Source organism: Plantactinospora sp. CNZ321 (assembly GCF_004217235.1).
In genome coordinates, this window is the sequence record NZ_SHKQ01000001.1 from 4,675,503 (window position 1) to 4,697,375 (window position 21,873).

The following is a 21,873-nucleotide window of genomic DNA, read 5'->3' on the forward strand; positions in this document are numbered from 1 at the left end:
CTCCAAGCTCCTTCGCAGTGTCAGACACGGCTTTCCTCTCCCAGGGTTCAACGGATGCCCGATGAACCGTTGTCGACGAGATTCATGAATGAGCCTTTTTCAACCTCCCCTTGCGGTCCGTGGGAGCGCAAGGTCGGACGCGGTGTGTGAGCGCCGCGCGGTTCAGGTTGAGAAAGGTTCAATGAGCGCCATCCGGCCCGGAGGCCGGACGGCGACCCGTCAGGGGGCCCACTTCTCGAAGCCATTCGCGGTCATGACGATAGGGAAGACATCCGCGCCGACCCGGTCGCCCGGACCTTCGTAGTTGTAACAGCCGCTGGCCAGACAGAGGTCCTTGATTTTCCCGATGTTCTCGGCGATCGCGGTACGGTCCGATACGGAATTCGCCGCCTCGATCGCCTGCTTGATGATGAATACCACGTCGTAGCCGTAGGTGACGAGATAGTCGTCGAGCTTGCCGTTCTTCGCGGCCCAGGCATCGAGGAACTTCTTGACCTCCGGATCGCTCTGGTCGGCACTGAAGTGCGACGGCACGATCAGGCCCTCCGCCGCGCCCTGCGACAGCTCCATGACCTTGAGGTCGAGCAGCCCGTTGTGCCCGGCGACGAACTGTGCCTGCAGGCCACGGCCGCGGGCCTGCCGCATGAACAGCGACGCGTCGGCTGTCGTCAGGTTGACGATGACCACCTTGGGGCTGTTCGCCTGGAGGCGGGTGATCTGCGGGCCGAAGTCGGTGGTACCCGACTTCGCCTCGACCACGGCGGCCTCCGTGATGCCGAGTTCCTTGACGGTCCTGCTGCCGATCTCCTGCGGGCCGGCAACCCCTGCGTTGTCCGGCGAGTAGATCGCCGAGACCTCGGTGGCGCCCAGCTTGGGCAGCACGTTCCGCAGGTGACTGCTCACCATCACCTCGAACGGCACGGTGTTGCGGTAGGTGTAGTCGTTGGGCAGGCCGTCGGGCCACGGGGAGCCCGATCCGGCGCTGAACCAGGTGACCTTGAGCGACTCGGCCAGCGGTGCCGCGGCGAGGTAGCTCGACGAGTCCGTCGGCCCGACGATCACCGGGACGTTGCGGTCCGAGGCGAGCTTGCGGAACAGGTTGACGGTCTGGGTCTTGTCGGACTGCCCGTCCTCTACGGTGAGCGCCAGTTTCCTGCCGAGCACACCGCCGGCGGCGTTGACCTCGTCGACGGCGAGTTGGGCACCCTGCTGAATGCGGCCGCCGTAGTAGCCGGACGTCCCGGTCAGCGGCTGGATCATGGCGATCGTGAGGGTTCCGCCCTCGCCGGAACCATCGGATCCACCCTCCCCGCCACAACCGGCGGCGAGCAATGCGGAACACGAGAGAAGGGTCGTTAGTATAGTCAGCTTTGACTTACGCATAGTGACTCCCTTCAAGGGTGCGTTAAATATAAAATATGCCCCCGCGATAGACCTCCCCCAAACGGCTGACTGTGCGCTACGACCAGTGCGTTCGCCCTCCCTTCACCGCGCTGTGCAGCCCCGCGCTGAACATCAGAGTGTCCACCCCGACCACGGAGAAGCACCCCGGATAAAAGCGTTCCCGCCCGGACTCGGAGTACGGCAGAGCCACCCCGACGTCGCGGCGCCGGCACGCGGTGTAGACACGATCGGCGGCGGCGTCACAGGCGTACGGGTCGAACCCGACCTCGACCGAGTAATCGCCCCAACCGAAAATCACGCCGTCGATCCCGTCCACGGCCACTATCTCGTCGATGTTCTCGACCGCGCGGACACTCTCGACAATGACCACACACGCGACCCGTTCGGCCCGGGACACGAAATCTGCATTGTGGACCGGCCGTCCGCCACCGACCGGAAGACCGAGTACCTCGTCTCGGGCAGCGCCGCCCTGCCACCCGGCGAACCGGGTGTGCGCACCGCCCCAGCCCCGGACGCCGCGCGGTGGATAGCGGAGCGCCGCCAGCGCGGCACGCGCGGTCGCCGCGTCCTCGACCTCCGGGAACACCACCCCGCTGGCGCCGGCGTCGAGAATCCGGGACACCTCGTCCCGGTCGACCCGGGTGGGGCGAACGTACGCCGACACCCCCGCCGCCTCCGCCGCAAGGATCAGCTGCTGCGCCTCGGCGAGGCCGAAGCTGACATGCTGCAGGTCGATGAAGCCCGCGTGCACCCCCGCCGCCCCGAGCAACTCCATCACGTGCGGCCAACCCATCGTGACCCATACCGCGGTGGCCGGCTCACCGGCGCTGATCCGCCGGGTGAAGATGTCCTGGCGATCCCGCCGCAGCGGCGCCCACCCGGCACCGCGGCTGCCGCGCCGCCCCTCGCCCGGCTCCCCCGCCTGGTCAGCCATCCCCGACCGTCCCCCCGGCTTCCCGGAGGATTCGCTCCGCGCGGTCGAGTACCGGCTTGTCCACCATCTCCGAACCCACCCGAACGGCCCCCCGCGCCCCGTTCGCCACCACTCTCCGCGCCCAGGCGACCTCCTCCGGAGGCGGGGCGAAACCCTGCCGGGTCGGGGCGACCTGCGCGGGATGGATGCAGAGCTTGCCGGTCAGACCCATGCGTCGGGCCAACCGGACCGCGTCCGCCACCGCCTGCGGGTCGTCCCAGGCCCGGGTGGGCCCGTCGATCGGCCCGGGCAGGCCGTGCGCCCGGCTGGCCAGCACGAGCCAGCTCCGCGTCGCCGCGGCGGCCTCGACGCAGTCCGGGTCGATGCCGGCGTCGATCGCGAAGTCCTGCGACCCGAAAACGATCCGGCAGGTGCCCTCCGCCCGGCAGACCTCGGAGAGTTCGAGCATCCCGCGCGCCGACTCCACGGTCGGCAGCACCGGTACCGGCAGCACCGCCCGGACGGCGGCGACCTCCGAGGCGCTCTCCACCTTCGGCAGCACGACCGCCAGCGGGGGCGTCACCACCAGCGCGGCGATGTCGTCGGCGAACCACGGTGTGGCGACGCCGTTGACCCGTACCGCCACCCGGTTCCCGGCGCGGAGCCACGCCGCGACGTGCCGGCGGGCGACCTCCTTCGCCCCGGGAGCCACCGCGTCCTCAAGGTCGACGATGACCACGTCCGCGCCGCTGGCCTCGGCCTTGCCGAACCGATCCGGCCGGTCGCCCGGCACGAAAAGCCAGCTGCGGGCCCACCGCGGATCCTCCATCCTGCCTCCCTCCGGTACGTCCCGGGCGCGCCTCACGGTCAGTCCCCGGACGGAAGTTCCTGCATGGTCAGTTCGACCACCTCCCGCCCGCAGCACCGGAACTCCTCCGGCCCCGGGCGCACACAGAGCACCGTGGTGCCGCACTCCTGGCACCGGTACCGCTTGCCGAGCCTGCTCATCTGGAACCCTCCTCCTGGTAGGTCGCCACGCTGGTCACCCTCGCGTACGCCGGCAGCATCTGTTCGACCGAGAAGGCGTGCAGCTCCGGGGTGAAGCTGGCGCAGGCGTCCTCCAGCACCACCACCGGGTAACCGCTGTCGGCGGCGTACCGGGCCGTCGACTCGACCACATGGTTGGTCGCGACCCCGGCGAGTACCAGGTCGGCGGGGGAGAGCCGGTTGAGTATCTGGCCCAGTGCGGTGCCGACGAACGGGTTGACGCAGCCCTTCTCCACCACCGGCTCCCCCGGCACCGGCGCGAGCTCGGCACAGATCCGCGCCCATGGGTCGTCCGCCAGCAGCATCCGGTGCTGCCGCATCGCGGCGAACCGGCGAGACGAGGAGGTGAGCCGGTGGTAGTCGGGATCGAAGGCGACCAGCACGTGGATCACCGGATGGCCGGCCACGCGGAACCACTCCAGCGCCGACCGGGCAGCCTCCAGCACGCCCCGGCGGGACACCTCGGCAGCGGTGCCCTGCCGGCCGATCGGGCCGTCGGGACGACAGATGCCTTCCTGGAAGTCCATCAGGACGAGCACGGGACGGGCCATGACGACTCCATTCATCGTTCTTCGGTCAGGGAGGCTCGGTCAGGCAAGCTCGATCCGTTTCCCGGTCGACCGATCCGGGTTCGTGACCCGGGGTCGGCGCCGAGCAGCTCTCTCGCCGCCGACCGCAACGGCTTGCCCAGGTCGTTGCGAGGAAGCTCGTCGACCCGGTCGATCCGTACCGGCACCTTGTAACTGGCCAGCCGGGAACGCACCCACCGCTGCAACTCGTCGGCGCCGACCCGGTCGGCGCCGGTGACCAGCGCCGCCACCGACTCGCCCCACTCCGGGTCCGGTACGCCGAAGACCAGCGCCTCGTCGACCCGGGGATGCCCGGCCAGCACCGCCTCGATCTCGTGCGGGTTGATGTTCTCCCCGCCACGGATGATGAGGTCGTCCAGCCGGCCGTCCACGAAGAGGTACCCCTCGTCGTCGACGTGTCCCAGGTCACCGGTGTGCAACCGGCCCGCGTCGTCGACCCGCAGCCGGCCGCCCACGTACCCGCCGGAGACCTGCTCGCCCCGGACGCAGATCTCGCCGGGCTCACCCGTCGCGGCCGGGGTGCCGTCGTCGCGCAGCACCTCGATCCGCACCCCGGGGACGGGCCGTCCGACCGACCGCAGCCGGGCCCGCACCGCCGGCACTTCGCTGCGCCAGGCGGCACGGTGGTCCTCCGGCGTGAGCATCGCCACCGTCGAGCTGGTCTCGGTCAGCCCGAAGGCGTTCACCAGTCCCACCTCCGCCGGCAGCAAGGTCATCGCCCGCTCCACCAGACCGTCCGGCGGGCGGGAGCCGCCGTACGACAGGTTGCGCAGCGTGTCGGGGGTCAGCGCCGGCTCCGCCTCGACGACGTCGAGGATCCGGGCCAACATCGTCGGTACCACCATGGCGTGGGTGACCGACTCGGCGGCGACCAGCCTCAGCCACTCCCGGGCGTCGAACCGGTCCATCAGCACCAGCCGCCGCCCCCGGAACACCGAGGTCAAGGTGTTCGCCACCGCTGCGATGTGGTACGGCGGGGCGGCCAGCAGGGCGGTCTCGTCCGGTCCCGCCGACCCACACTCCACGGTGCTGAGCACGTAGCTGGTGAGGTTGGTGTGGCTCAACCGGACCAGCTTCGCCGGTCCGCTGGTACCGCTGGTGAACAGCAGCACCGCGTCGTCCGGCCCGGCCACCTCGGTGGAGCGGGGGGTGGCGGCGACGCCGGCCAGGTCGCGCAGCCCCACCGGTTGGGCAGGCGAGCCGACCGCGGCGGCGGCGTCCCGCAACATCGCCTGATAGCGGGGCTCGGCGACCACCACGCCGAGGCCGGAGGTGGCGAGGTAGTGCTCGTACTCGGCCTGCTTCACCCGGAAGTTCAGCGGCACGAACGGCACTCCGGCGTACGCGGCGGTGAAGAGCAGCAGCGGGAAGGCCGGCTGGTTGGTGCCGACGTAGCCCAGGGGGCGGCCGCCCAACCGATCCTGGAGCGCGTCCGCCCGCGCCCGCGCGCCGTCGTGCAGCGCCGCGTAGCTGATCCGCCGGCCGCCGGCGGTGATGGCGACCCGGTCCGGGCAGACCGTGGCGATCGAGTCGAGGAGCAGCCCGAGGTTCATCGCCGACCTCCCATCGGTGCACGCTGCCGCGGAAGGATGCTCCGGGCCAGCCCGACCAGGGAGACCTCGGCGGCGCCCCGTGCGCCGGTGAGCAGGGCCACGGCCTGTGCCGCCGCGGCGGCGCCGGTCACCCGGTCCCACACCGGTACCGCCGACGCCGGGACCCGTCCGGTCCCGTCGGCGTGGGTCAGTCCCACCCCGAACAGGCCCTCCGCCATGAACCCGAGCACCCGCCAGTTCCGGCAGGGCGATGCGGCGGGGAAGCCGCGGACCGCCACGTGCCGGGGCAGCACCGCGCGAAGGCGCTCCGGCAGAACCTGCTGCCAGGCCCGGGGGCGGAAGTTCTCCACCAGCAGGTCGGCCCCGGCCACCAGGTCGGCGACCCGCCGCTGGCCGGCCGGGGTACGCAGGTCGATCTCGATCGGCTCGCCCGCGCCGTCCGCGCGCTCCAGTACCGGGTCGCCCGGGGCCCGGACCCGGGTCACGTCGGCGCCGGCGGCAGCGAGCAGGTTCGCCGCGTACGGGCCGGCCACCAGCCGGCCCAGCCCGAGGACCCGGCAACCCCGCAGCGGGCGCCAGCCGTCGGCGGACCACACCCGCGAGCGGTCACCGTGCGCCGCGCGGCCCGGCTCCGCCCCCGCGGCGTCCGGCCCGACCAACGGCCGCACGCCGGCCCTGGCCGGCAGCGAAGCCAGGCCAAGCGACTGGAGCCGGCACGCGGTACCCACCGGACCCAGCCGGCGGCGACGCGCGTCGGTGAGACCGAACCGGGCGAGTTCCCGCTGCGCCGCCCCGGCCGTCGCCAGGCTGACCCAGCCGTCGCCGACCCGGTGGAACCCGAGCCACTGCTCGCCCCGGGCCGCCGGTGTGGACCCGAGCAGGGCGTCGACGTCGGCCACCACCCGTGCGCCCGGCCGGGGCCGGTGAGCCAGCACCGCAGCGACGAACGCCCCGAGCGCGGCGACCGGCGCCACCGGCACCGAGCCGGCGTACCTGCCCCGGGTCACCAGCGCCTCGGTACCGTGCGGCCCGACGACCACCAGCCCGTCCCGGGACCATTGGAAGCGGACGGCGGCACGCGCGACCGCCGGGGTGAGCGCGGCGGCAGCCAGGGTCACCCGGTCGCCGAGCGGATCAGTCGTAGAACGGGTCATAGTGGTCGTTGTCGTTCGACGGGACCGGGGCGGCGCGGTTGTCACCGGAACCGGCCAGGACGGTCATGGGCTGCTCGTGACAGTGCAGTTCGCCCTCGCCGCCCTGGGTGACCACGGCCTGGGCGTTGCAGACCGCGCAGGCCAGCTTGCTGCCGATCAGGTTCATTGCCGCCCCGCAACCCGCCGGGTGGGCAACCGTACCGTCGCCAGCCCCGGGATGGTGACCTCGCCGAGCTGGTTGGTGCCGGTGAGTTCGATGTCGACCAGGGCCTCGTCGCCCTCGACACGCTTCTCGACCACCCGGCCGTTGAGGTACGTGATGTCGCCGACGACGTTGAACCGGCGCAGCTCGCCACGGAGCCGCTTGATGAACCCGTCGTCGCCCATCCAGTACTCGACCAGGGTGCCGAGCCAGGAGATGCGCTGCGGGCCGAAGTCGTAGACGCCGGGCGCGCCGACCTGCGCGGCGACACTGGCCAGCTGGTGGCCCATCCCGGTGTATTCGAGGGCGCCGCCGGCGTCGGGGTTGCGGAAGTAGTGCTTCGCGTGCCGGCCAGCCTCGCGCAGCATCACGCCGTGCGCGCGCCCCCGGCCGCAGCCGACCAGGAACGCGGTCACGTCGGTGGTGGTCAACGGACCCCGGACCACCTCGTCGAGCTGGTCGCCGACGTTGACGTCGTCCCAGTACCGGACCTCGGCGCCCCGGATCCGCTCCGCCTCGGTGACCTGCATCTGTTCGGCCCGCAGCACCTGCTGCAGGTCCGGGGACCGGTCGACGTCGGTCTTGTACTTCCCGGCCTCGCGGGACGCCTTCCGCTCGTGCCGGGTGTTCCAGCCCTTCGCGACCGCGACCACCTCGCCGTGCTGGTTGGTGAAGGTCGTCTCGACCATGGTGATGACCAGCCGGCCGGAGAATCTGCTCTGCTTCTCCTCCACCCCGGTGATCCGGTCGACCGCGTCGATCCGGTCGCCGATCCGCACCCGGCGGTGGAAGGTGACGTCGTTACCGGCGTGGAAGCCGTGCACCCCGGCCAGCCCGAACCGGGTCCGGCCCGGCCAGGTACGGGCGTACAGGAACAGGTGCGGGGCCACGATGCTGCCGTGCCGGCTCCACTGTGCGGCCGACGGCTCGCGGTGCAGCGGGTTCTGGTCCCCGATGCCGTTGCAGAAGTTGCTGATCGTGTCGATGGTGGCTTCGCGGATGAACTGCTCAGGGCGCAGTTGTGTCCCGATCCGGGCCCGCAGATCCGCCATCGCCTCCTCGGTGATCGTGGCCTCGGGAAGCTCCGGCACGCTGGTTTCTGCGGTGGTCATGGCGGTGTCTCCTCACGGTTCAGTAAAGGATCTTGTCGTCCACCAGGCGCTGGTACTCCTCGTCCGAGCGCCCCAGCAGGTCGCGGATGACGTACTCGTTCGCCTCGCCCAGCATCGGCGCCCGGCCGACCGTCAGCCCGGTGTCCCCGCTCCACCGCCAGGGCTCGCGGTAGACCACCTCCCAGCCGATCACCGGGTGCTCGGTCTCCACGTATGCCCCACGGGCCTGGTAGTGCGGGTTGGCGAACCTGTCCTCGGCGGTGGTCACCGCGCCCGCCGGCACCCCGGCGCGCTGCAGTTCCTCCATGGCCGTGGTGTGGTCCCGCCCCCGGCACCAGGCCGCCAGCGCGCCCGCCAGCCCCTGCTCGGCGACGGCGTCCGCGCCGAGCAGCGCGGTGAGCCGGGCGGCCCCGGCCTGGTCGGCCACGGCGACGGCGACCCAGTTGTCCGGACCGGCGCACCGGAACACCTCGTGCAGCACCTCGTCCGCCGGTGCGGTGTTGCCCAGGGTCGAGGGCACCTCGCCGAACAGGTCCATCGCGACCAGCGCCTCGCCGACCGTGGCCAGCCCGGCCTCGACCTGCGACATGTCGATGTGGTCACCCATGCCGGTCCGATTGCGCCGGACCAGCGCGGCGACCAGCGCGGTGACCCCGTGCAGGCTGGCGTTCGGGTCGGGGTAGGACTGCTGGACACCCAGCGGGTCCTCGCCCGGATAGCCGCACATGGCGTCCAGGCCGCTGTACGCGGCGATGGTGGATGCGTAACTGCGCAGTTCCCGCAGTTCGCCGGTCTGCCCGCCGCCGGAGAGCGAGAGCATGACGAGGTCGGGCCGGCGCGCGGCGAGGTCGTCGTAGCTGAGGCCGGCCCGGGCCAGCACCCCCGGGGAGTAGTTCTCGATCACCACGTCGCACTTCTCGACGAGGTCGAGCAGGATCTCCCGGCCCTGCGGCGTACGGTAGTCCACGGTCAGGGACAGCTTGCCCCGGTTGACGTTGTGGAACATCGGCTGCTGCTCCGGATCGGGGCGGTCGCCGACGATGGGCGGGCCGAGCCGCATGTAGTCGAGGCGGTTCCGGGTCTCGATCTTGATGACCTCGGCGCCGAGGAAGGCCAGCATCTGACCCGGCACCGCGCCGGCCCACACCCAGCCGAAGTCGAGCACCCGGACGTTCTTCAGGAGCACGGTCACTCTCCTTCCAGTGGTGGGACCGGACCTGCCGGCGCGAGGGTGGCCGAGCGGAACCGGAACGGCGGGGCGGGCGCGGTCACCCGGACGCCGGTGGCACCGGGATAGCTCTCCAGGCAGCCACGGTCCCGAAGCGCCGGCTGCGCACGCACGTCCGCGACCGAGTACACCGGCGCGGCGGGGATCCGGCGCCGCCGGCACTCGGCGAAGATCTCCTCCCGGGTGCGGGCCATGAACCAGGGCGCCAGCAGTTCGTCGATCTCGTCGGCGTGTTCGGTGTTCATCTGCAACCGGCTGCCGAACCGGCGCTGCACCGCCCAGTCCGGATTGCCGACCATGTCGAGGAACGCCTGGTACTGGTGGCGCTCCGATGCCTGGATCGCGATGTAGCCGTCCCCGCACCGGAACAGCTGGTGCGGGTACGGCTGCCCCAGCACCCGCCGTCCCTCCCGGCGCCGCAGCCGGTTGGCGAAGAGGAAGCTGACCATCGTCGTACCCGCGTGGATGGTCGCCCAGACGTCCGTCTCGGAGATGTCGACCACCGAGGGGCTGCCCTCGTCGTCACCGGTGAGGGCGCCCATCGCGGCGATCGCGGCGACCAGGCCGGCCTGGATCGCCGACTGCATCAGCGGCATCTTCAACGGTGGGCGCCCCGGTTCGCCGATGCCGACGGACATCCCGCCGAAAGCAGAGGTGACGATCTCCGGGCCGGCGAAGTCCCGGTACGGCCCGGTGAGCCCGAACGGCGTGATCGCGCAGACGACCCGGGGGCCCAGCTCGGTGAGCCGGTCGGGATCCAGCCCGTAGTCGGCGTACCGGCGGGGTTCGATGTCGAGTACGAGGACGTCCGCGCCGGCCAGCAGGCCCGGCAGGTCGGCCGGGTCGTCGAGCGCCCGGCTGGTCTTGCCCTCGTTGAAATAGTCGAAGGCCGCGGTGGTGGTCGCGCCGTCCCGGCGGTGCGGACGGGACGCCGACCGGCGCAGCGGATCCCCGCCCGGCGGCTCCAGCTTGAGCAGGTCCGCACCGAGCCGTCGTAGGCACCGGCCGGCGTAGGCGGCGCCGCCGCGCTCACTGACTTCGACGACGCGGACCCCGGCCAGTGGGGTGTCGGGACCGTCCATCAGAAGATCACCCCATCTCGTACCCAGCGGTCGTACTCCTCCTCGGAGACTCCGAGGAGGCCCTGGATGACTTCGGTGTTGTGCTGGCCCAGCGCCGGGGACCACTGCCGGAAGGTGGCGTCGGCGGTCGCGAACCGCCAGGGGCTGCCAACGGTGTGCCGCTCGCCGTGCTCTTCGTGGTGCAGCACGGTGACCGAGCCCCGCTCGCGCAGGTGGGCGTCGCCGAGGATGTCGGCGGCGGTCATCGACCGGTCGGCGGCCAGGCCGGCGGCCTGTAGCCGGGCGACGAGTTCCTCGCCCGGCTGCTCCCGGGTCCACCCGGCGAGCCGCTCGTCGATGAGCTGCCGGTCGCGGTGCCGCCGGGTCCGGTCCGCCCAGCCGGGCTCGCACCAGGCGGGGTGCCCCATCAGTTCGACGAGGCGCCGCCACTCGTCGTCGTCGCGGACGGCGAGGGCCACCCAGCGGTCCTCGCCAGCGACCGGGTAGACGCCGTGCGGCGCCCAGACCTCGTGGTCGTTGCCGACCCGCTCGCTCCGGCCACCGTCGAGCGCGGCGAGCACCGACTCGCCGACCAGCATCACCGCGACCTCGCGGGCGGCGAGATCGACGTGCCCGCCCCGGCCCGTCGCTCCCCGCTTCTCCAGCAACGACAGCACCGTGTACGCGGCGACCAGACCCGCCTGGTGGTCCATCAGGTTCCGGATCTCCCCCGGCGGTCCGTCCGGGTAGCCGGTGAGGTAGCCCAGGCCACCCTCGGCGGCGAAGATCGGTGCGTATCCCGGCCGTCTCGCGATCGGCCCGGTCTGCCCGTACGCCGACAGGGACATCATCACCAGGTCGGACCGGCCGGGTGAGAGATGCTGCCAGGAGAGGCCGAGCCGCTCCATCACGCCGGGGCGGAAGTTCTCCAGCACCACGTCGCTGAGCTCGACGAGCCGCCGGGCCAGGTCCCGTGCCTCCGGTCGCTTCAGGTTCAGGGTGATCGACTTCTTGTGCGTGCCCAGGTAGTCGAAGGTCGGTACGTTGAGCCGCCCGTACACCGGATGCGGGCGGCGCTGGATGTCCAGCCGGGCGTTCGACTCGATGCGGATGATCTCCGCGCCCAGCAGCCCCAGCACCATGGCGCAGTACGGGCCAGCGGCGTGGTTGGTGAAGTCGACGATGCGCACCCCGTCCAGCGGGCGACGCACGCCCTGCCGCCCGGACGGCGCGTTCCCGGGCTCGCCGCCCCCGGCGGGCGCGGCGGCGGTGTCGCCGGAGGACGACAGCCGCCACGGGGTGCCCGGGACGACCCGGGTGCCGCCGGCACCGGGCCGGGACTCGAAGAACTCCCGGGACCGCAGCTGGCCGTCCGACGGCAGCTCGGCCGGGGCGAGGAACGGTCCACAGGGCACGCCGTGCCGGGCGGCCACTTCGACGACCTCGGCGACGCCGCGCTCTGCCGCCCAGGCACGCAGGTGTTCGTTGACCTCGTCGCCGTGCCGTCCCCGGGAGACCGCGTCGTGCAGCCGCTGGGCGCGGGCCCACTCCGGGTCGCCCATCATCTCGCGCAGCGCCTCCCACTGGCGCTGCTCCAGGGTGAGCAGTTCGACGAACCCGTCCCGGCAGCGCAACACCCCGCCGTACCGGAACGCCCGGTTGGCCCGGCACTCGGTGACCCCCTCCACGAACCGGGAGACCGTGAAGTAGTTCAACGACACCTCGATGTCCTGGATGGAGACGTCGGCCCATTCGGTCTCGCCGGTCGCCCGGGAGGTCCGCAACCCGGCCAGGGCTGCGATCGCGGCGGACACCCCGCCCTGGTAGTGGGCGAGGTAGCGACCCACCCCGATCGGCGGGCGCTCCGGAAACTGCTCGAACGCCAGCCCGGAGGGCATCAGGTAGCCCTCGCCGCCGGCCTGGAACAGCGTGACCTCGCTGGCTCGCCAGCCCCGGCGCGGCCCCAGCTGGCCGTAGGGGGTGCAGGCCACCACCACCCGGCCGCGGGGCGGCACCGACGTCCGGGCCACGGACGCCCGCCAGCGCTCCGGCAGCTCGGTGAGCCCGTGCAGCAGGACGTGCACGTCCGCCACCGGAAGGTCCTGGCCCGGACCGTCGAGCCGGGCCAGGCGCATGCCGGCCGACAGGTAGTCGAAGAGCGTGCTCCGGTCGTCGACGAAGGGCGGCTGCCGGCGCAGCCGGCCACCGCCGACCGGTTCCAGCAGGGTGACGTCGGCCCCCATCCGGGACAGCAGCCAGCCGGCCATGCCGACCGCGGGTGAGGGGTCGACCAGTACGGCCCGCAGGCCGTCGAAGGGTGGGTTCACGGTTTCCTCCCGTCGTCCGGCACGGCGTCCTCCACTGCGGTGTCCCAGGGCCGGAGCACCACCTTGCCCACGTTGACCCGGTTGGCCAGCCGACGGTGCGCGTCGGCGGCGGCGGCGAGCGGGAGCACCCGGTCCACCACCGGACAGAGTCGTCCGGCCGCGAGGTGCGCCAGCACGGTGTTCATCTCTCCCCGGGTCGCGCGGGCGGTGCCGGCGATGGTCCGCTCGTAACGAAAGATCTCGATCAGATCGGTCGGGACGATTTCGCCCGCGTGTGCGCCGGCCACCACGAGCCGGCCGCCGTGCGCGAGCGCCGCCATCGACTCCCGGAAGACGTCACCGCCCGCGATGTCGAACACCACGTCCACGCCACGGCCCGCGGTCCGCTCCCGCAGCTCGGCATCGAGGTCGTCCCGGCCGTAGACGAAGACGGCCTCGGCGCCGAGTTCGCGTACGGCGGCCGCCTTGGCCTCGCTGCCGACGGCCCCGAACACCCGCATGCCCAGCAGCCGGGCAACCTGCACGCCGGCCGAGCCGACACCCGAGGCGGCCGCTGTGATCAGCACGCTCTGCCCGGGCTCCGCTCCCCCGCTGCGGCGCACCAGCGCCCGCCACGCGGTTCCGAAGGTGACCTGGGCGGCGGCGCTGACCTCGTGCGTCAGTCCGGCCGGGAGCCGGGCGCAGTCCCGGGCGGGCAGCGCGACGTACTCGGCGTAGCCGCCGTCCCGGAACACGCCGGGATAGGCGACGTTCCAGCAGAGGTTGTCCCGCCCGGCCAGGCAGGCGTCGCACCGCCAGCACGAGGTGAACATCTCCCCGCCGGCAATCCGGTCGCCGACCGCGAGTTCGGTGACGTCGGAGGCGGTCGCCACGACCTCTCCCGAGATCTCCCTGCCGAGGATCCGCGGCAGTTCGATGGGAAACCGACTGATCCCGGCCCGGACGTCGAGGTCGACGTGGTTGACGCCGCAGGCGAGAACCTTGACGACGACCTCACCGGGCCCCGCCACCGGGTCGGGGACCTCCGCGAGCCGGAGTTCTTCCTCGGCACCGAACCGACTCAGTACAACCGCCCTCATGAATGAAATATTATATAAGAAATGCGAGCGGGGCAAGATCTATCCGTCCCGGAGTCGCTGTTCCAGCAGCACTTTCCCGTACACCTGGCGCCCGGCCAGCAGGGCGTGCCCCTCCGCCGCCGCGGCCAGCGGCAGCCCTCGGTGGATCTGCGGCTGGAACGTTCCCCGGGCGACCAGGTCCAGCACCCGGGCGATCTCGACCTGGGTGGCCCGGCTCGACCCGATGACGCGCAACTGCCTGCGGAACAGCGAGATCAGGTCGACGTCGACCACCTCGCCAGCGTGGCCGCCGACCACGACCACCACGCCGTCGTCCCGCACCGCCCGCAGACTCCCCCGGAACTCGTCACCGCCGACGTGCGACATCACCAGGTCGACGCCGGCACCGCCGGTCAGCTCGAGCACCTCGTCCACCCACTCCGGCCGGGAGTAGTCGACCACCTCGTCGGCCCAGGCCCGGGCCCGCTCCAGCTTCGCGGCGCTGGACGAGGTCGCGATGACCCGCGCCCCCGCCAACCGGGCCACCTGGATACCGGCGCTGCCGATGCCGCTACCCACCGCGTGGATCAACACCGTCTGCCCGGCGGCGAGCTGTCCCCGGTTCACCAGCACGTGCCAGGCCGTGGAGAAGGCGATCTGCGCGGCCGCCGCCTGCCGGACGTCGATGCCGTCGGGGAGCGCGACCAGCGCCGTCAGCGGCGCCGTCGTCAGCTCCGCGTACGACCCCGGCCGGGTGACCCCGAAGATCTGCCGGCGCCGGCAGATGTTGTCCCGGCCGGTGCGGCAGTACCCGCACTCCCAGCACGGTACGGTGTACGAGACCGCCACCTGGCTGCCCACCCGGATGCCCGGCGGCGGTACACCCCGCACCTCGACCACGGTCCCGGCCAGCTCCAACCCCGGAATGAGCGGCAGTTGCGCCGGCATTCCCGAGATTCCCGCCCGGACGTCCAGCTCGACGTGGTTGAGGCCGACCGCGTCGACCCGGACCACCGCCTCGCCCTCGGCCGGCACCGGGTCCGGCACCTCCTCCAGCCGCAGCACCTCCGGCCCGCCGTGCCGGTGTATCCGGACCGCCTTCACGACGCCGCCCGGTCGAGCCAGGGCGACTGGGCGCCGTCCAGGCCGAAGTCCGCCCAGACCACGTCCCGGACCCCGCCGTAGTGCAGCCGGGTCAGCCGGATCTCGTCGAGATCCACCGTCGCCACCAGCTCCCCCGGCCCGTCGTCGCCCAGCTGGCCCAGGGTGTCGCCACGCGGCCCGACGATCGCGCTCGAACCGAAGAACGTGTGGTGCCCCTCCGTACCGACCACATTGGTCTGCACGATGAAGATGCCGTTCGCGGTGGCGTTGACCTGCATCTCCGGCAACCAGTTCCGCCGGCTGAACGCCGTCGGGCTGTTCGCGCAGGTGAAGACGACCTCCGCGCCACCCAACGCCAGGTGCCGGTAGCACTCCGGAAAGTGCCGGTCGTAGCAGATGATCGTGCCGATCCGGCCGAACGGGGTCTCGAAGACCGGATAGCCGACGTTGCCCGGGGCGAAGTACGACTTCTCCAACCCGTACGGGATCGACGGGATGTGCCGCTTGCGATAGCGCCCGACCACCCCGTCCGGGCCGATGACCGCCGCCGAGTTGTAGAACACGTTCGAGCCCGGGTCCACCTCGAACAGCGGCGCCACCACCCAGACGTCCAACTCGGCGCAGAGCCGGGCGATCGCGTCGGTGGTCGGGCCCGGGATCGTCTCGGCGTACTCGAAGTACCGGGTGTCCAGCTCCTGCGGGAAGTACTCGGTGTTGAACAGCTCCGGCAGGCCCATCAGCCTCGCGCCCCGGGCCGCCGCCGCCTGGATCGCCCGCTCGGCGCGGGCGACGTTGGCGGCCTTGTCCCCGCGCACCCGATCGATCTGCAGGGCCGCGACGGTCACGCTCGGCCGGCGCCCGGGCTCTCCGGCGCGGCCAGGCTGGCCCGGGTGCCGGGCTTCGCTCCGGTCCCCGGTCACCTGACCACCCCCGGCCGGTAACCGTCGGCCAGCACCAGGCCCGGCTGCGGCACGCTGAAGTCGCGCGACGGCAGCTCCACCTCGGCCGTGCCCAGCGCCACCACCTCGCCGCGCTGGTTGTGACAGACCAGGGAGAGTTCCGTGCGGGGGGTGCCGTTCTCCCACCGCGTCCCGGCCACCTCCCCGGAGAGCCAGGCGGTGTCGGCGTGCAGGAACGGCCGGGTCAGCCGGACGTCGAGCCGTCGCAACAGGGCCAGGTCACCCATCCAGTTCGTCACGAGACAGTCGAACCACGCGATCCGCTGCAGGCCGGTGTCGTGGGCGGTCGGGAAGCCGAACTCCTGCGCCGGGGCGTCCAGCAGTAGCGAGGCGTCCCAGGAGTCCGGCATGTTCAGGTCCGGGTGCCAGTACACGTCCGCCGGATGCCGCCGCATGTGCGCCACGAACTCGTGGAAGAACAGCGTCTCGTTGATCTCACCCACGAAGAAGTTCATGTCCTCGGTCGTCAGTGGCCCCTTCACCACCTTGGGCAGCCGGTCGCCGGGCTTGACGTCCTCCACGTACAGCGGCCGGGAGCCGCGGACGAACTCGTCCTGGTACGCGTCGATGATCTCCCGGAACTCCTCCTGGGAGTACTCGTGCCGCTTCAGGTGCCGGTACTTGCCCCGCTCCCGGGCCGCGTCCCGCGGGGTACGCAGCACTCTCGGCCGGGCCTCGGCCACCAGCGTGCCGTGCTGGTTGGTGTAGCGGACCAGGCCGGTCTGCAACACCATCCGGCCGCAGAAGTCGCCCTCCTTCTCCTCCACCCCGGTCAGGCAGGCGGTCGCGTCGATCCGGTCGCCGGCCCGGACCGGCGCGAACCACTCCCAGCTCGCACCGGCGTAGACGGTGTGGATGCCGGCCAGTTTCGGTGCGACGACGGTGTGGTCGAAGCCGAGCAGGACCGTGGGGTGGCCGATGACCGCCGCCCAAGCGGTGTTCAACGTGCCGTACGACAGGTCGACGTAGAGCGGATTGCGGCAGCCGAGGCCCTTGGCCCACCTGATCAGAACGTCCCGCCCGGCCACCCGGTAGTGCGGGCGGCGGCGCAGCGGCACGCCGACCAGGGCGCGAGCCTCGTCGATGGCGGTGCTGGTCAGTCCCGGATACGCCATTTCTCATTCCTCCCCGGGCACGTAGCCGCCGGCGTGCCGGGATGGCAGCACGACCCATCCGCCACCGGGCGTGGACGGCTCGCCCCGTTGGTTGAGCGATTCGATCTCGATCTCGACGAGGTGCTGCCGGCCCTCGACCCACTTGCGGACCACCTTTCCGGTGATCCAGGTGGTGTCGCCCTCCACGTTGAACCGGCGGAACTGGCACCAGACCCGGCGCAGCCATCCGTCGTCCCCGCACCAGTTCGTCATCAACGTCGCCAGCCACGCCGTACGCTGCACCGCGATGTCGTAGATCCCGGGTACGCCGATCTTGCGGGCGAACGAGTCCTCCCAGTGCCCGCGGTGCGGATGGTCCATCACACCGGTCGACTCCTCGACCTCGGCGTAGCCGGGACGGCGCAGGTACTCCTCGAACTGGTAGTAGTGCCCGCCGTAGGTCATGCCGCCCGCGCCGGTGAGCCGCCCCGCACCGAACCAGTTCCGGAAGCTGATCTCCACGGTCCGGAGCGGACCCCGCACGATCGGCCCGAGCACGTCACCGACCTGCACCTGCTCCCAGTAGCGCGGTGTCGCGCCCCGGATCTTCTCGTTGTCCACCGCCGCCCAGATCTGCTCGAGTTGCTCGTCGGTGTACGGCTCCTTCTGCTGCTTCTCGTACTTGCCGCGCTTGCGAGCCTGCTCCCGGACGATCCGGAACACGTTGCCGTGCGCCACCGCGACCAACTCGTCCCGCTGATTGCGGTAGACGATCTCCATGTCGGTGGCGATCGTCCGGCCGGCGAAGGTGCCGTGCTTCTCCTCGATCCGCCACGGCCGGAACGTCGGGCCGATGACGTCGCCGGGACGGACCGGCCGGAAGAACTCGACGTCGTTGCCGGCGTGGAAGGAGTGGATGCCGGGCAGGCCGCCGACGGCCGCGGCGGTGTAGTGCTTGATCAGATCCACATAGGTCGGCGCGGCGACATGTCCCCGGTACCGGGTCCGGGCCCCGTACCCGGGGTCGACGTAGAGCGGGTTCCAGTCGCCGTTGGCTATGGCGTTGTTGCGGACATCGTCCTCGGTCACGTCGATCCGGTACGGGCCGCTGCGGTAGAAGGCACCCAGCCTGGCCCGCAGTTGCGCGACCCCCTCGTCGGTGATCTGCCGCTCCTGCGGCTCGGCACCCTGCTCGTTCGTTGTCTGGCTCACCGCTCGCCTCCCTGCTCCCGGTCGCGCATCGCGGCACGAAGCCGCTGGGTCTCGATCTGGTCCACGACGCCGTCGACGAGGGCGACGCCGTAGTGTTCGCGGGCCCGTTCGGCACCGATGTAGCCCATGGCGACGTCCCGGGCCACCAACTCGACCGGGCGCTGCCAGGCCGGCCCGTAGCCGCCGCCGCCGGGCATCCGCACGGTGAAGACGTCACCGGGCCCGAGCATGATGCTGCTCTTGGACTTCACCGGCTCCACCACACCGGCTCGCTCGACCGTGTAGATCTGTGGCACCGACGTACCACCACCGGCGAGTCCGGTCGCCGGCAGCGTGAACCGGTCCCCGCCCACCTGTACGTTCACCTCGCCGGAGAGCACCCGGTAGTCCTTGACCAGGCCGAGCCCGCCACGCCACCGGCCGACGCCCTCGGACTCCTCCCAGAGCTCGTACCGCTCGACCCGGACCGGAGCCAGCGACTCCAGTACCTCGATCGGGTGGTTGGCCGCGTTCCACGGCCAGGAGACGCAGTCGACGCCGTCCTGGTTCGCCCGGGCACCGGTACCGCCGTGCGAGTTGTCGAAGAACATCCAGCGACGACCCTCGGCCGCGTCCGAGCTGGCGAAGACCGGCTGGCCCAGCATGCCCCCGTAGCCGGCCATCGCCCGGGAGCCCACCGCCTGGGACAGCACCGAGGCGACCACGTCGGCGAGGCGGGGTATGCAGGTGTGCCGGCCGGCGACCGCCGCCGGGTACCGCGGGTTGAGTACCGAGCCCTCCGGCGCGGTGACGTGCACCGGCAGGAAGCAGCCCTCGTTGGTCGGGATGGAGGGGTCGGTGAAACACCGGATGACCATCTGCGTGTAGGCGTCCCGGTACGACGGGGTGACGTTGATCCCGCCCAGGCACTGCGAACCGGAGCCGGCGAAGTCGAGATAGAGGTCGGAACCGGCCACGGTGAGGGTGACCCGGATCGGGACCGGCTCGTCCGTCCAGTAGTCGTCGTCCACCCAGTCCTGTGCCGTGTAGGTCCCGTCGGGAATGCCGGCGAAGACCTCCCGGGTCAGCTTCTCGGAGCGACGGATCCCCTCGGCCATCACCCACCGCACCACGTCACGGCCGTACTTGTCGCAGAGTTCGGTCAGTCGGGTGATCCCCCGCCCGTTGACCGCGAGCTGCGCCTGCAGGTCGGTGGCGACCACATCCGGCATCCGGGAGTTCTGCCGGATGACCGCCAGCAGCGCGTGGTTGAACCGGCCCTCCTCGACCAGTCGTACGGGCGGCAGTTGCAGGCCCTCGTCGTAGATGCTCTTGGTGTTCGGGGTGGTGGAACCGGGGTTGACCCCGCCGACGTCGATGTGGTGCGCGACCGAGGAGACGAAACCGACCAGTTCCTCCCCGTGGAAGAACGGGGTGAGCAGGAAGATGTCCGGCAGATGCCCGGCGCAGATCCACGGGTCGTTGGTGATTATGGTGTCGCCGGGCTTCAACTGGTCGGCCGGGAAGACCTTGAGTACGCCCTTGGTCGCGTGACTGATCGTCATGAAGTGCCCGGGGGTCAGTTCGGACTGCGCGACCGACCGGCCCCGCTCGTCGGTGAAGCCGGTGGCGCAGTCGTGGCTCTCCCGGATGACCGTCGAGTACGCGACCTTGGTGAGTTCGTCGCCCATCTCCCGGGTGACGGCGTAGAGCGCGTCCTGGACCACCTCGAAGACAAACGGCTCGATGCGCATCAGCGTGTGACCTCCGTGCGGATGAAGATGTTGCCCACCTGGTCGACCTCGGCACGCTGACCGGGATAGACCACGGTGGTGCTGAAGTCCTCCTCGATCACGCAGGGGCCGTCGACGCTCGCGCCGCCGGCCAGTTGGGCGCGGTCGTAGACCGGGGTGTCGATACCGTCGGGACGGGACCGGAACACCATTCGCCGGGAGCTGACCGCCGGCACCGCGACCCGGCTCTTGTCCCGCATCTCCAGCCGGCGGATCCGCTGGATGGTGTCGGAGTGCTTGCTCAGGAAGACCCGGAGGTTCACCAGCTTCGGGACGTTGGACGCCGGTACGAAGCCGTACCGGCTGCGGAACCACTCGTCGAGTTGGGTGCCGATCGCCTTGACCGTCACGTCGGAGAGCTGGCCGGCCGGCACCGGCAGCGGAATGTTGTGCTGCTGGCCGTCGTAGCAGACCTCGACGATTCGTTCGACCGTCACCTCCCGGTCCGGGTCCGTCTCCGCGTCCACCCCGGGCAGGTAGTTGAGGGCGGCTGACTCGAGTTCGGCGAAGAGCGCGGTGAGCCGATCGCCGTCGATGTCGCGAAGCAGCGACGGGTACGACAGCGACAGGTCCGTCCGGTGGTCGGCCATGAGCATGCCGCGGGCCGACAGCAGCGCCGGATGGCTCGGAATCATGACCTTCGGGATGCGCAACTCCTCGGCCACCAGCCCGGCGTGCACCGGGCCCGCCCCACCGCAGGCGACGAGGACGAAGTCCCGCGGGTCGAGCCCGCGCTGGGTCGTGATGGAACGGATGGCGCTGACCATGTTGCGTACCGTCACCGACAGGATGCCCAGCGCAGCCTGCTCCGGGGTGGTGCCGCTAGGCTCGCCGACGGTCCGCAGGATGGCGGCGCGGGCGCCCGGCAGGTCGAGCGGCCGCTCCCGCTCGCCCGCGCAGTACCTGTCCGGGTTGAGGTAGCCGAGCACGACGTCGGCGTCGGTGACGGTCGGCGCGGTTCCGCCCTGGCCGACGGCGACCGGCCCGGGGTGGGCTCCGGCACTGCGTGGGCCGACGTGCAGCGTGCCGCTGGAGTCGACGGCGGCGATGCTGCCGCCGCCGGCACCGATGGAGTGGATGTCTGCCATCACCGCCCGCACCGGATGCCCCGCGATGGCACGCTCGGTGGTGATGGTGGGCTTCCGGTCCAGGATCACCGAGACATCGGTGCTGGTGCCGCCGATGTCGAGCGTGATGATCCGATCGAAGCCGAACTGCTCGGCGAAGTGGGCGACGCCGGCGATGCCGCCGGCCGGACCGGACTCGAGCAGCCGTACCGGAAGTTGCGCGGCGACCGCCACGGTGGCGAGACCGCCGTTGGACTGCATGACCTCGACCGGTACGTCGATGCCCAGGTCCCGCATCTCGACCTCGAGGTCACGCAGGTAGCCGCGGATCTTCGGGGCGAGGTAGGCGTTGACGATCGCCGTCGTCCAGCGCTCGTGTTCGCCGTACTCCCGGGATACCTCGTGCGAGAGGCTCACCACGAGATCGGGGGCCTGCTCGTGGATCAGCTCCCGGATCCGGTTCTCGTGATCAGGGTTGACGTACGCGTGCAGCAGACCTACGGCGATGGCCTGCACCTTCAGGTCGAGCAGCCGGCGCACGGCCTGTCGTACGCTTCCCTCGTCGAGTTCGGTGACCGGTCGCCCGTCGACGCCGTCCCGGACGACGACCTCCGCCCGCAGGTTCCGCGGCACCAGCGGCGGGGTCTTGGTGAAGTCGATGTCGAAGAGTTCCTCGCGGAACATCCGGCCAATCTCCACCACGTCCCGGTAACCGCGGTTGCAGATGAAGCCGACCCGGGCGCCGTCGAGCTCGATGAGCGAGTTGGTCGCAATGGTGGTGCCGTGGACCACTCGGGAGACCGCGCCCGGCTGGTGCCCGCCGAGGTCCAGCAGCCGGGCTATCCCGCGTTTCGCGGCGAGCGCCGGTTCCGTGGCTGAACTCGGCGCTTTCGCGGCCGTAACCCGGCCCGTTCGCAGGTCCAGGGAGACCAGGTCGGTGAAGGTACCACCGACGTCGAAGCCAACCCAGAGCACTCGACCACCCCCAGCGTTAGGATGGTCAGTAGATTATATAT

19 protein-coding genes are annotated in these 21,873 nt (G+C 71.3%); all 19 read right to left on the bottom strand.

Annotation, left to right across the window (positions count from 1 at the left end):
* Positions 1–219 precede the first annotated feature (219 nt).
* Positions 220–1,383, bottom strand: coding sequence for an ABC transporter substrate-binding protein (locus EV371_RS20365; RefSeq protein WP_130463457.1), 1,164 nt, complete (start codon positions 1,381–1,383; stop codon positions 220–222).
* Between the two features lie 76 nt (positions 1,384–1,459).
* Positions 1,460–2,338, bottom strand: a complete 879-nt coding sequence (locus EV371_RS20370) for an aldolase/citrate lyase family protein (RefSeq protein ID WP_130463458.1) — start codon at positions 2,336–2,338, stop codon at positions 1,460–1,462.
* Positions 2,331–3,146, bottom strand: coding sequence for an HpcH/HpaI aldolase/citrate lyase family protein (locus EV371_RS20375; protein ID WP_130463459.1), 816 nt, complete (start codon positions 3,144–3,146; stop codon positions 2,331–2,333). Before EV371_RS20375 ends, EV371_RS20370 begins: the two co-directional genes overlap by 8 nt.
* Positions 3,147–3,184: 38 nt before the next feature.
* Positions 3,185–3,325: a class I SAM-dependent methyltransferase gene (locus tag EV371_RS20380; protein ID WP_130463460.1), complete on the bottom strand. Its 141-nt coding sequence runs from the start codon at positions 3,323–3,325 to the stop codon at positions 3,185–3,187.
* Positions 3,322–3,915, bottom strand: a complete 594-nt coding sequence (locus EV371_RS20385; protein ID WP_165436762.1) for a cysteine hydrolase family protein — start codon at positions 3,913–3,915, stop codon at positions 3,322–3,324. The genes EV371_RS20380 and EV371_RS20385 overlap by 4 nt, the downstream gene beginning before the upstream one ends.
* Positions 3,916–3,926: 11 nt before the next feature.
* Positions 3,927–5,507, bottom strand: coding sequence for a class I adenylate-forming enzyme family protein (locus tag EV371_RS20390; protein ID WP_130463462.1), 1,581 nt, complete (start codon positions 5,505–5,507; stop codon positions 3,927–3,929).
* A complete protein-coding gene (locus EV371_RS20395) occupies positions 5,504–6,661 on the bottom strand; it encodes a CoA transferase (RefSeq protein WP_130463463.1) in 1,158 nt (385 codons plus the stop codon). The genes EV371_RS20390 and EV371_RS20395 overlap by 4 nt, the downstream gene beginning before the upstream one ends.
* Positions 6,642–6,827, bottom strand: coding sequence for a hypothetical protein (locus EV371_RS20400; RefSeq protein WP_130463464.1), 186 nt, complete (start codon positions 6,825–6,827; stop codon positions 6,642–6,644). The genes EV371_RS20395 and EV371_RS20400 overlap by 20 nt, the downstream gene beginning before the upstream one ends.
* Positions 6,824–7,975, bottom strand: coding sequence for an FAS1-like dehydratase domain-containing protein (locus EV371_RS20405; RefSeq protein ID WP_130463465.1), 1,152 nt, complete (start codon positions 7,973–7,975; stop codon positions 6,824–6,826). Before EV371_RS20405 ends, EV371_RS20400 begins: the two co-directional genes overlap by 4 nt.
* A gap of 19 nt (positions 7,976–7,994) precedes the next feature.
* The gene (locus EV371_RS20410; RefSeq protein ID WP_165436763.1) at positions 7,995–9,161 is read right to left on the bottom strand and encodes a CoA transferase; all 1,167 of its coding nucleotides are present in this window, start codon (positions 9,159–9,161) and stop codon (positions 7,995–7,997) included.
* 2 nt (positions 9,162–9,163) lie between these two features.
* The gene (locus tag EV371_RS20415; RefSeq protein ID WP_130463467.1) at positions 9,164–10,285 is read right to left on the bottom strand and encodes a CoA transferase; all 1,122 of its coding nucleotides are present in this window, start codon (positions 10,283–10,285) and stop codon (positions 9,164–9,166) included.
* Entirely contained in the window at positions 10,285–12,591 is a 2,307-nt protein-coding gene (locus EV371_RS20420; RefSeq protein ID WP_130463468.1) for a CoA transferase, read from the bottom strand. Before EV371_RS20420 ends, EV371_RS20415 begins: the two co-directional genes overlap by 1 nt.
* The gene (locus EV371_RS20425; RefSeq protein WP_130463469.1) at positions 12,588–13,670 is read right to left on the bottom strand and encodes a zinc-binding dehydrogenase; all 1,083 of its coding nucleotides are present in this window, start codon (positions 13,668–13,670) and stop codon (positions 12,588–12,590) included. The genes EV371_RS20420 and EV371_RS20425 overlap by 4 nt, the downstream gene beginning before the upstream one ends.
* 39 nt (positions 13,671–13,709) lie before the next feature.
* Positions 13,710–14,753 carry a zinc-binding dehydrogenase gene (locus tag EV371_RS20430; RefSeq protein WP_130463470.1) on the bottom strand — a complete coding sequence of 348 codons (1,044 nt, stop codon included), beginning with the start codon at positions 14,751–14,753 and terminating at the stop codon, positions 13,710–13,712.
* A complete protein-coding gene (locus EV371_RS20435) occupies positions 14,750–15,673 on the bottom strand; it encodes a nitrilase-related carbon-nitrogen hydrolase (RefSeq protein WP_130463471.1) in 924 nt (307 codons plus the stop codon). The genes EV371_RS20430 and EV371_RS20435 overlap by 4 nt, the downstream gene beginning before the upstream one ends.
* Complete coding sequence (locus EV371_RS20440) at positions 15,670–16,827, bottom strand: FAS1-like dehydratase domain-containing protein (protein ID WP_130463472.1); 1,158 nt, start codon at positions 16,825–16,827, stop codon at positions 15,670–15,672. Before EV371_RS20440 ends, EV371_RS20435 begins: the two co-directional genes overlap by 4 nt.
* Positions 16,828–16,830: 3 nt before the next feature.
* Positions 16,831–18,018 (bottom strand): FAS1-like dehydratase domain-containing protein, encoded by a 1,188-nt coding sequence (locus tag EV371_RS20445; protein WP_165436764.1) that lies wholly within the window; start codon positions 18,016–18,018, stop codon positions 16,831–16,833.
* On the bottom strand, positions 18,015–19,751 hold the full coding sequence (locus EV371_RS20450) for a hydantoinase B/oxoprolinase family protein (protein WP_130463474.1): 1,737 nt from the start codon (positions 19,749–19,751) through the stop codon (positions 18,015–18,017). The genes EV371_RS20445 and EV371_RS20450 overlap by 4 nt, the downstream gene beginning before the upstream one ends.
* Positions 19,751–21,832, bottom strand: a complete 2,082-nt coding sequence (locus tag EV371_RS20455; protein WP_130463475.1) for a hydantoinase/oxoprolinase family protein — start codon at positions 21,830–21,832, stop codon at positions 19,751–19,753. Before EV371_RS20455 ends, EV371_RS20450 begins: the two co-directional genes overlap by 1 nt.
* Positions 21,833–21,873 lie beyond the last annotated feature (41 nt).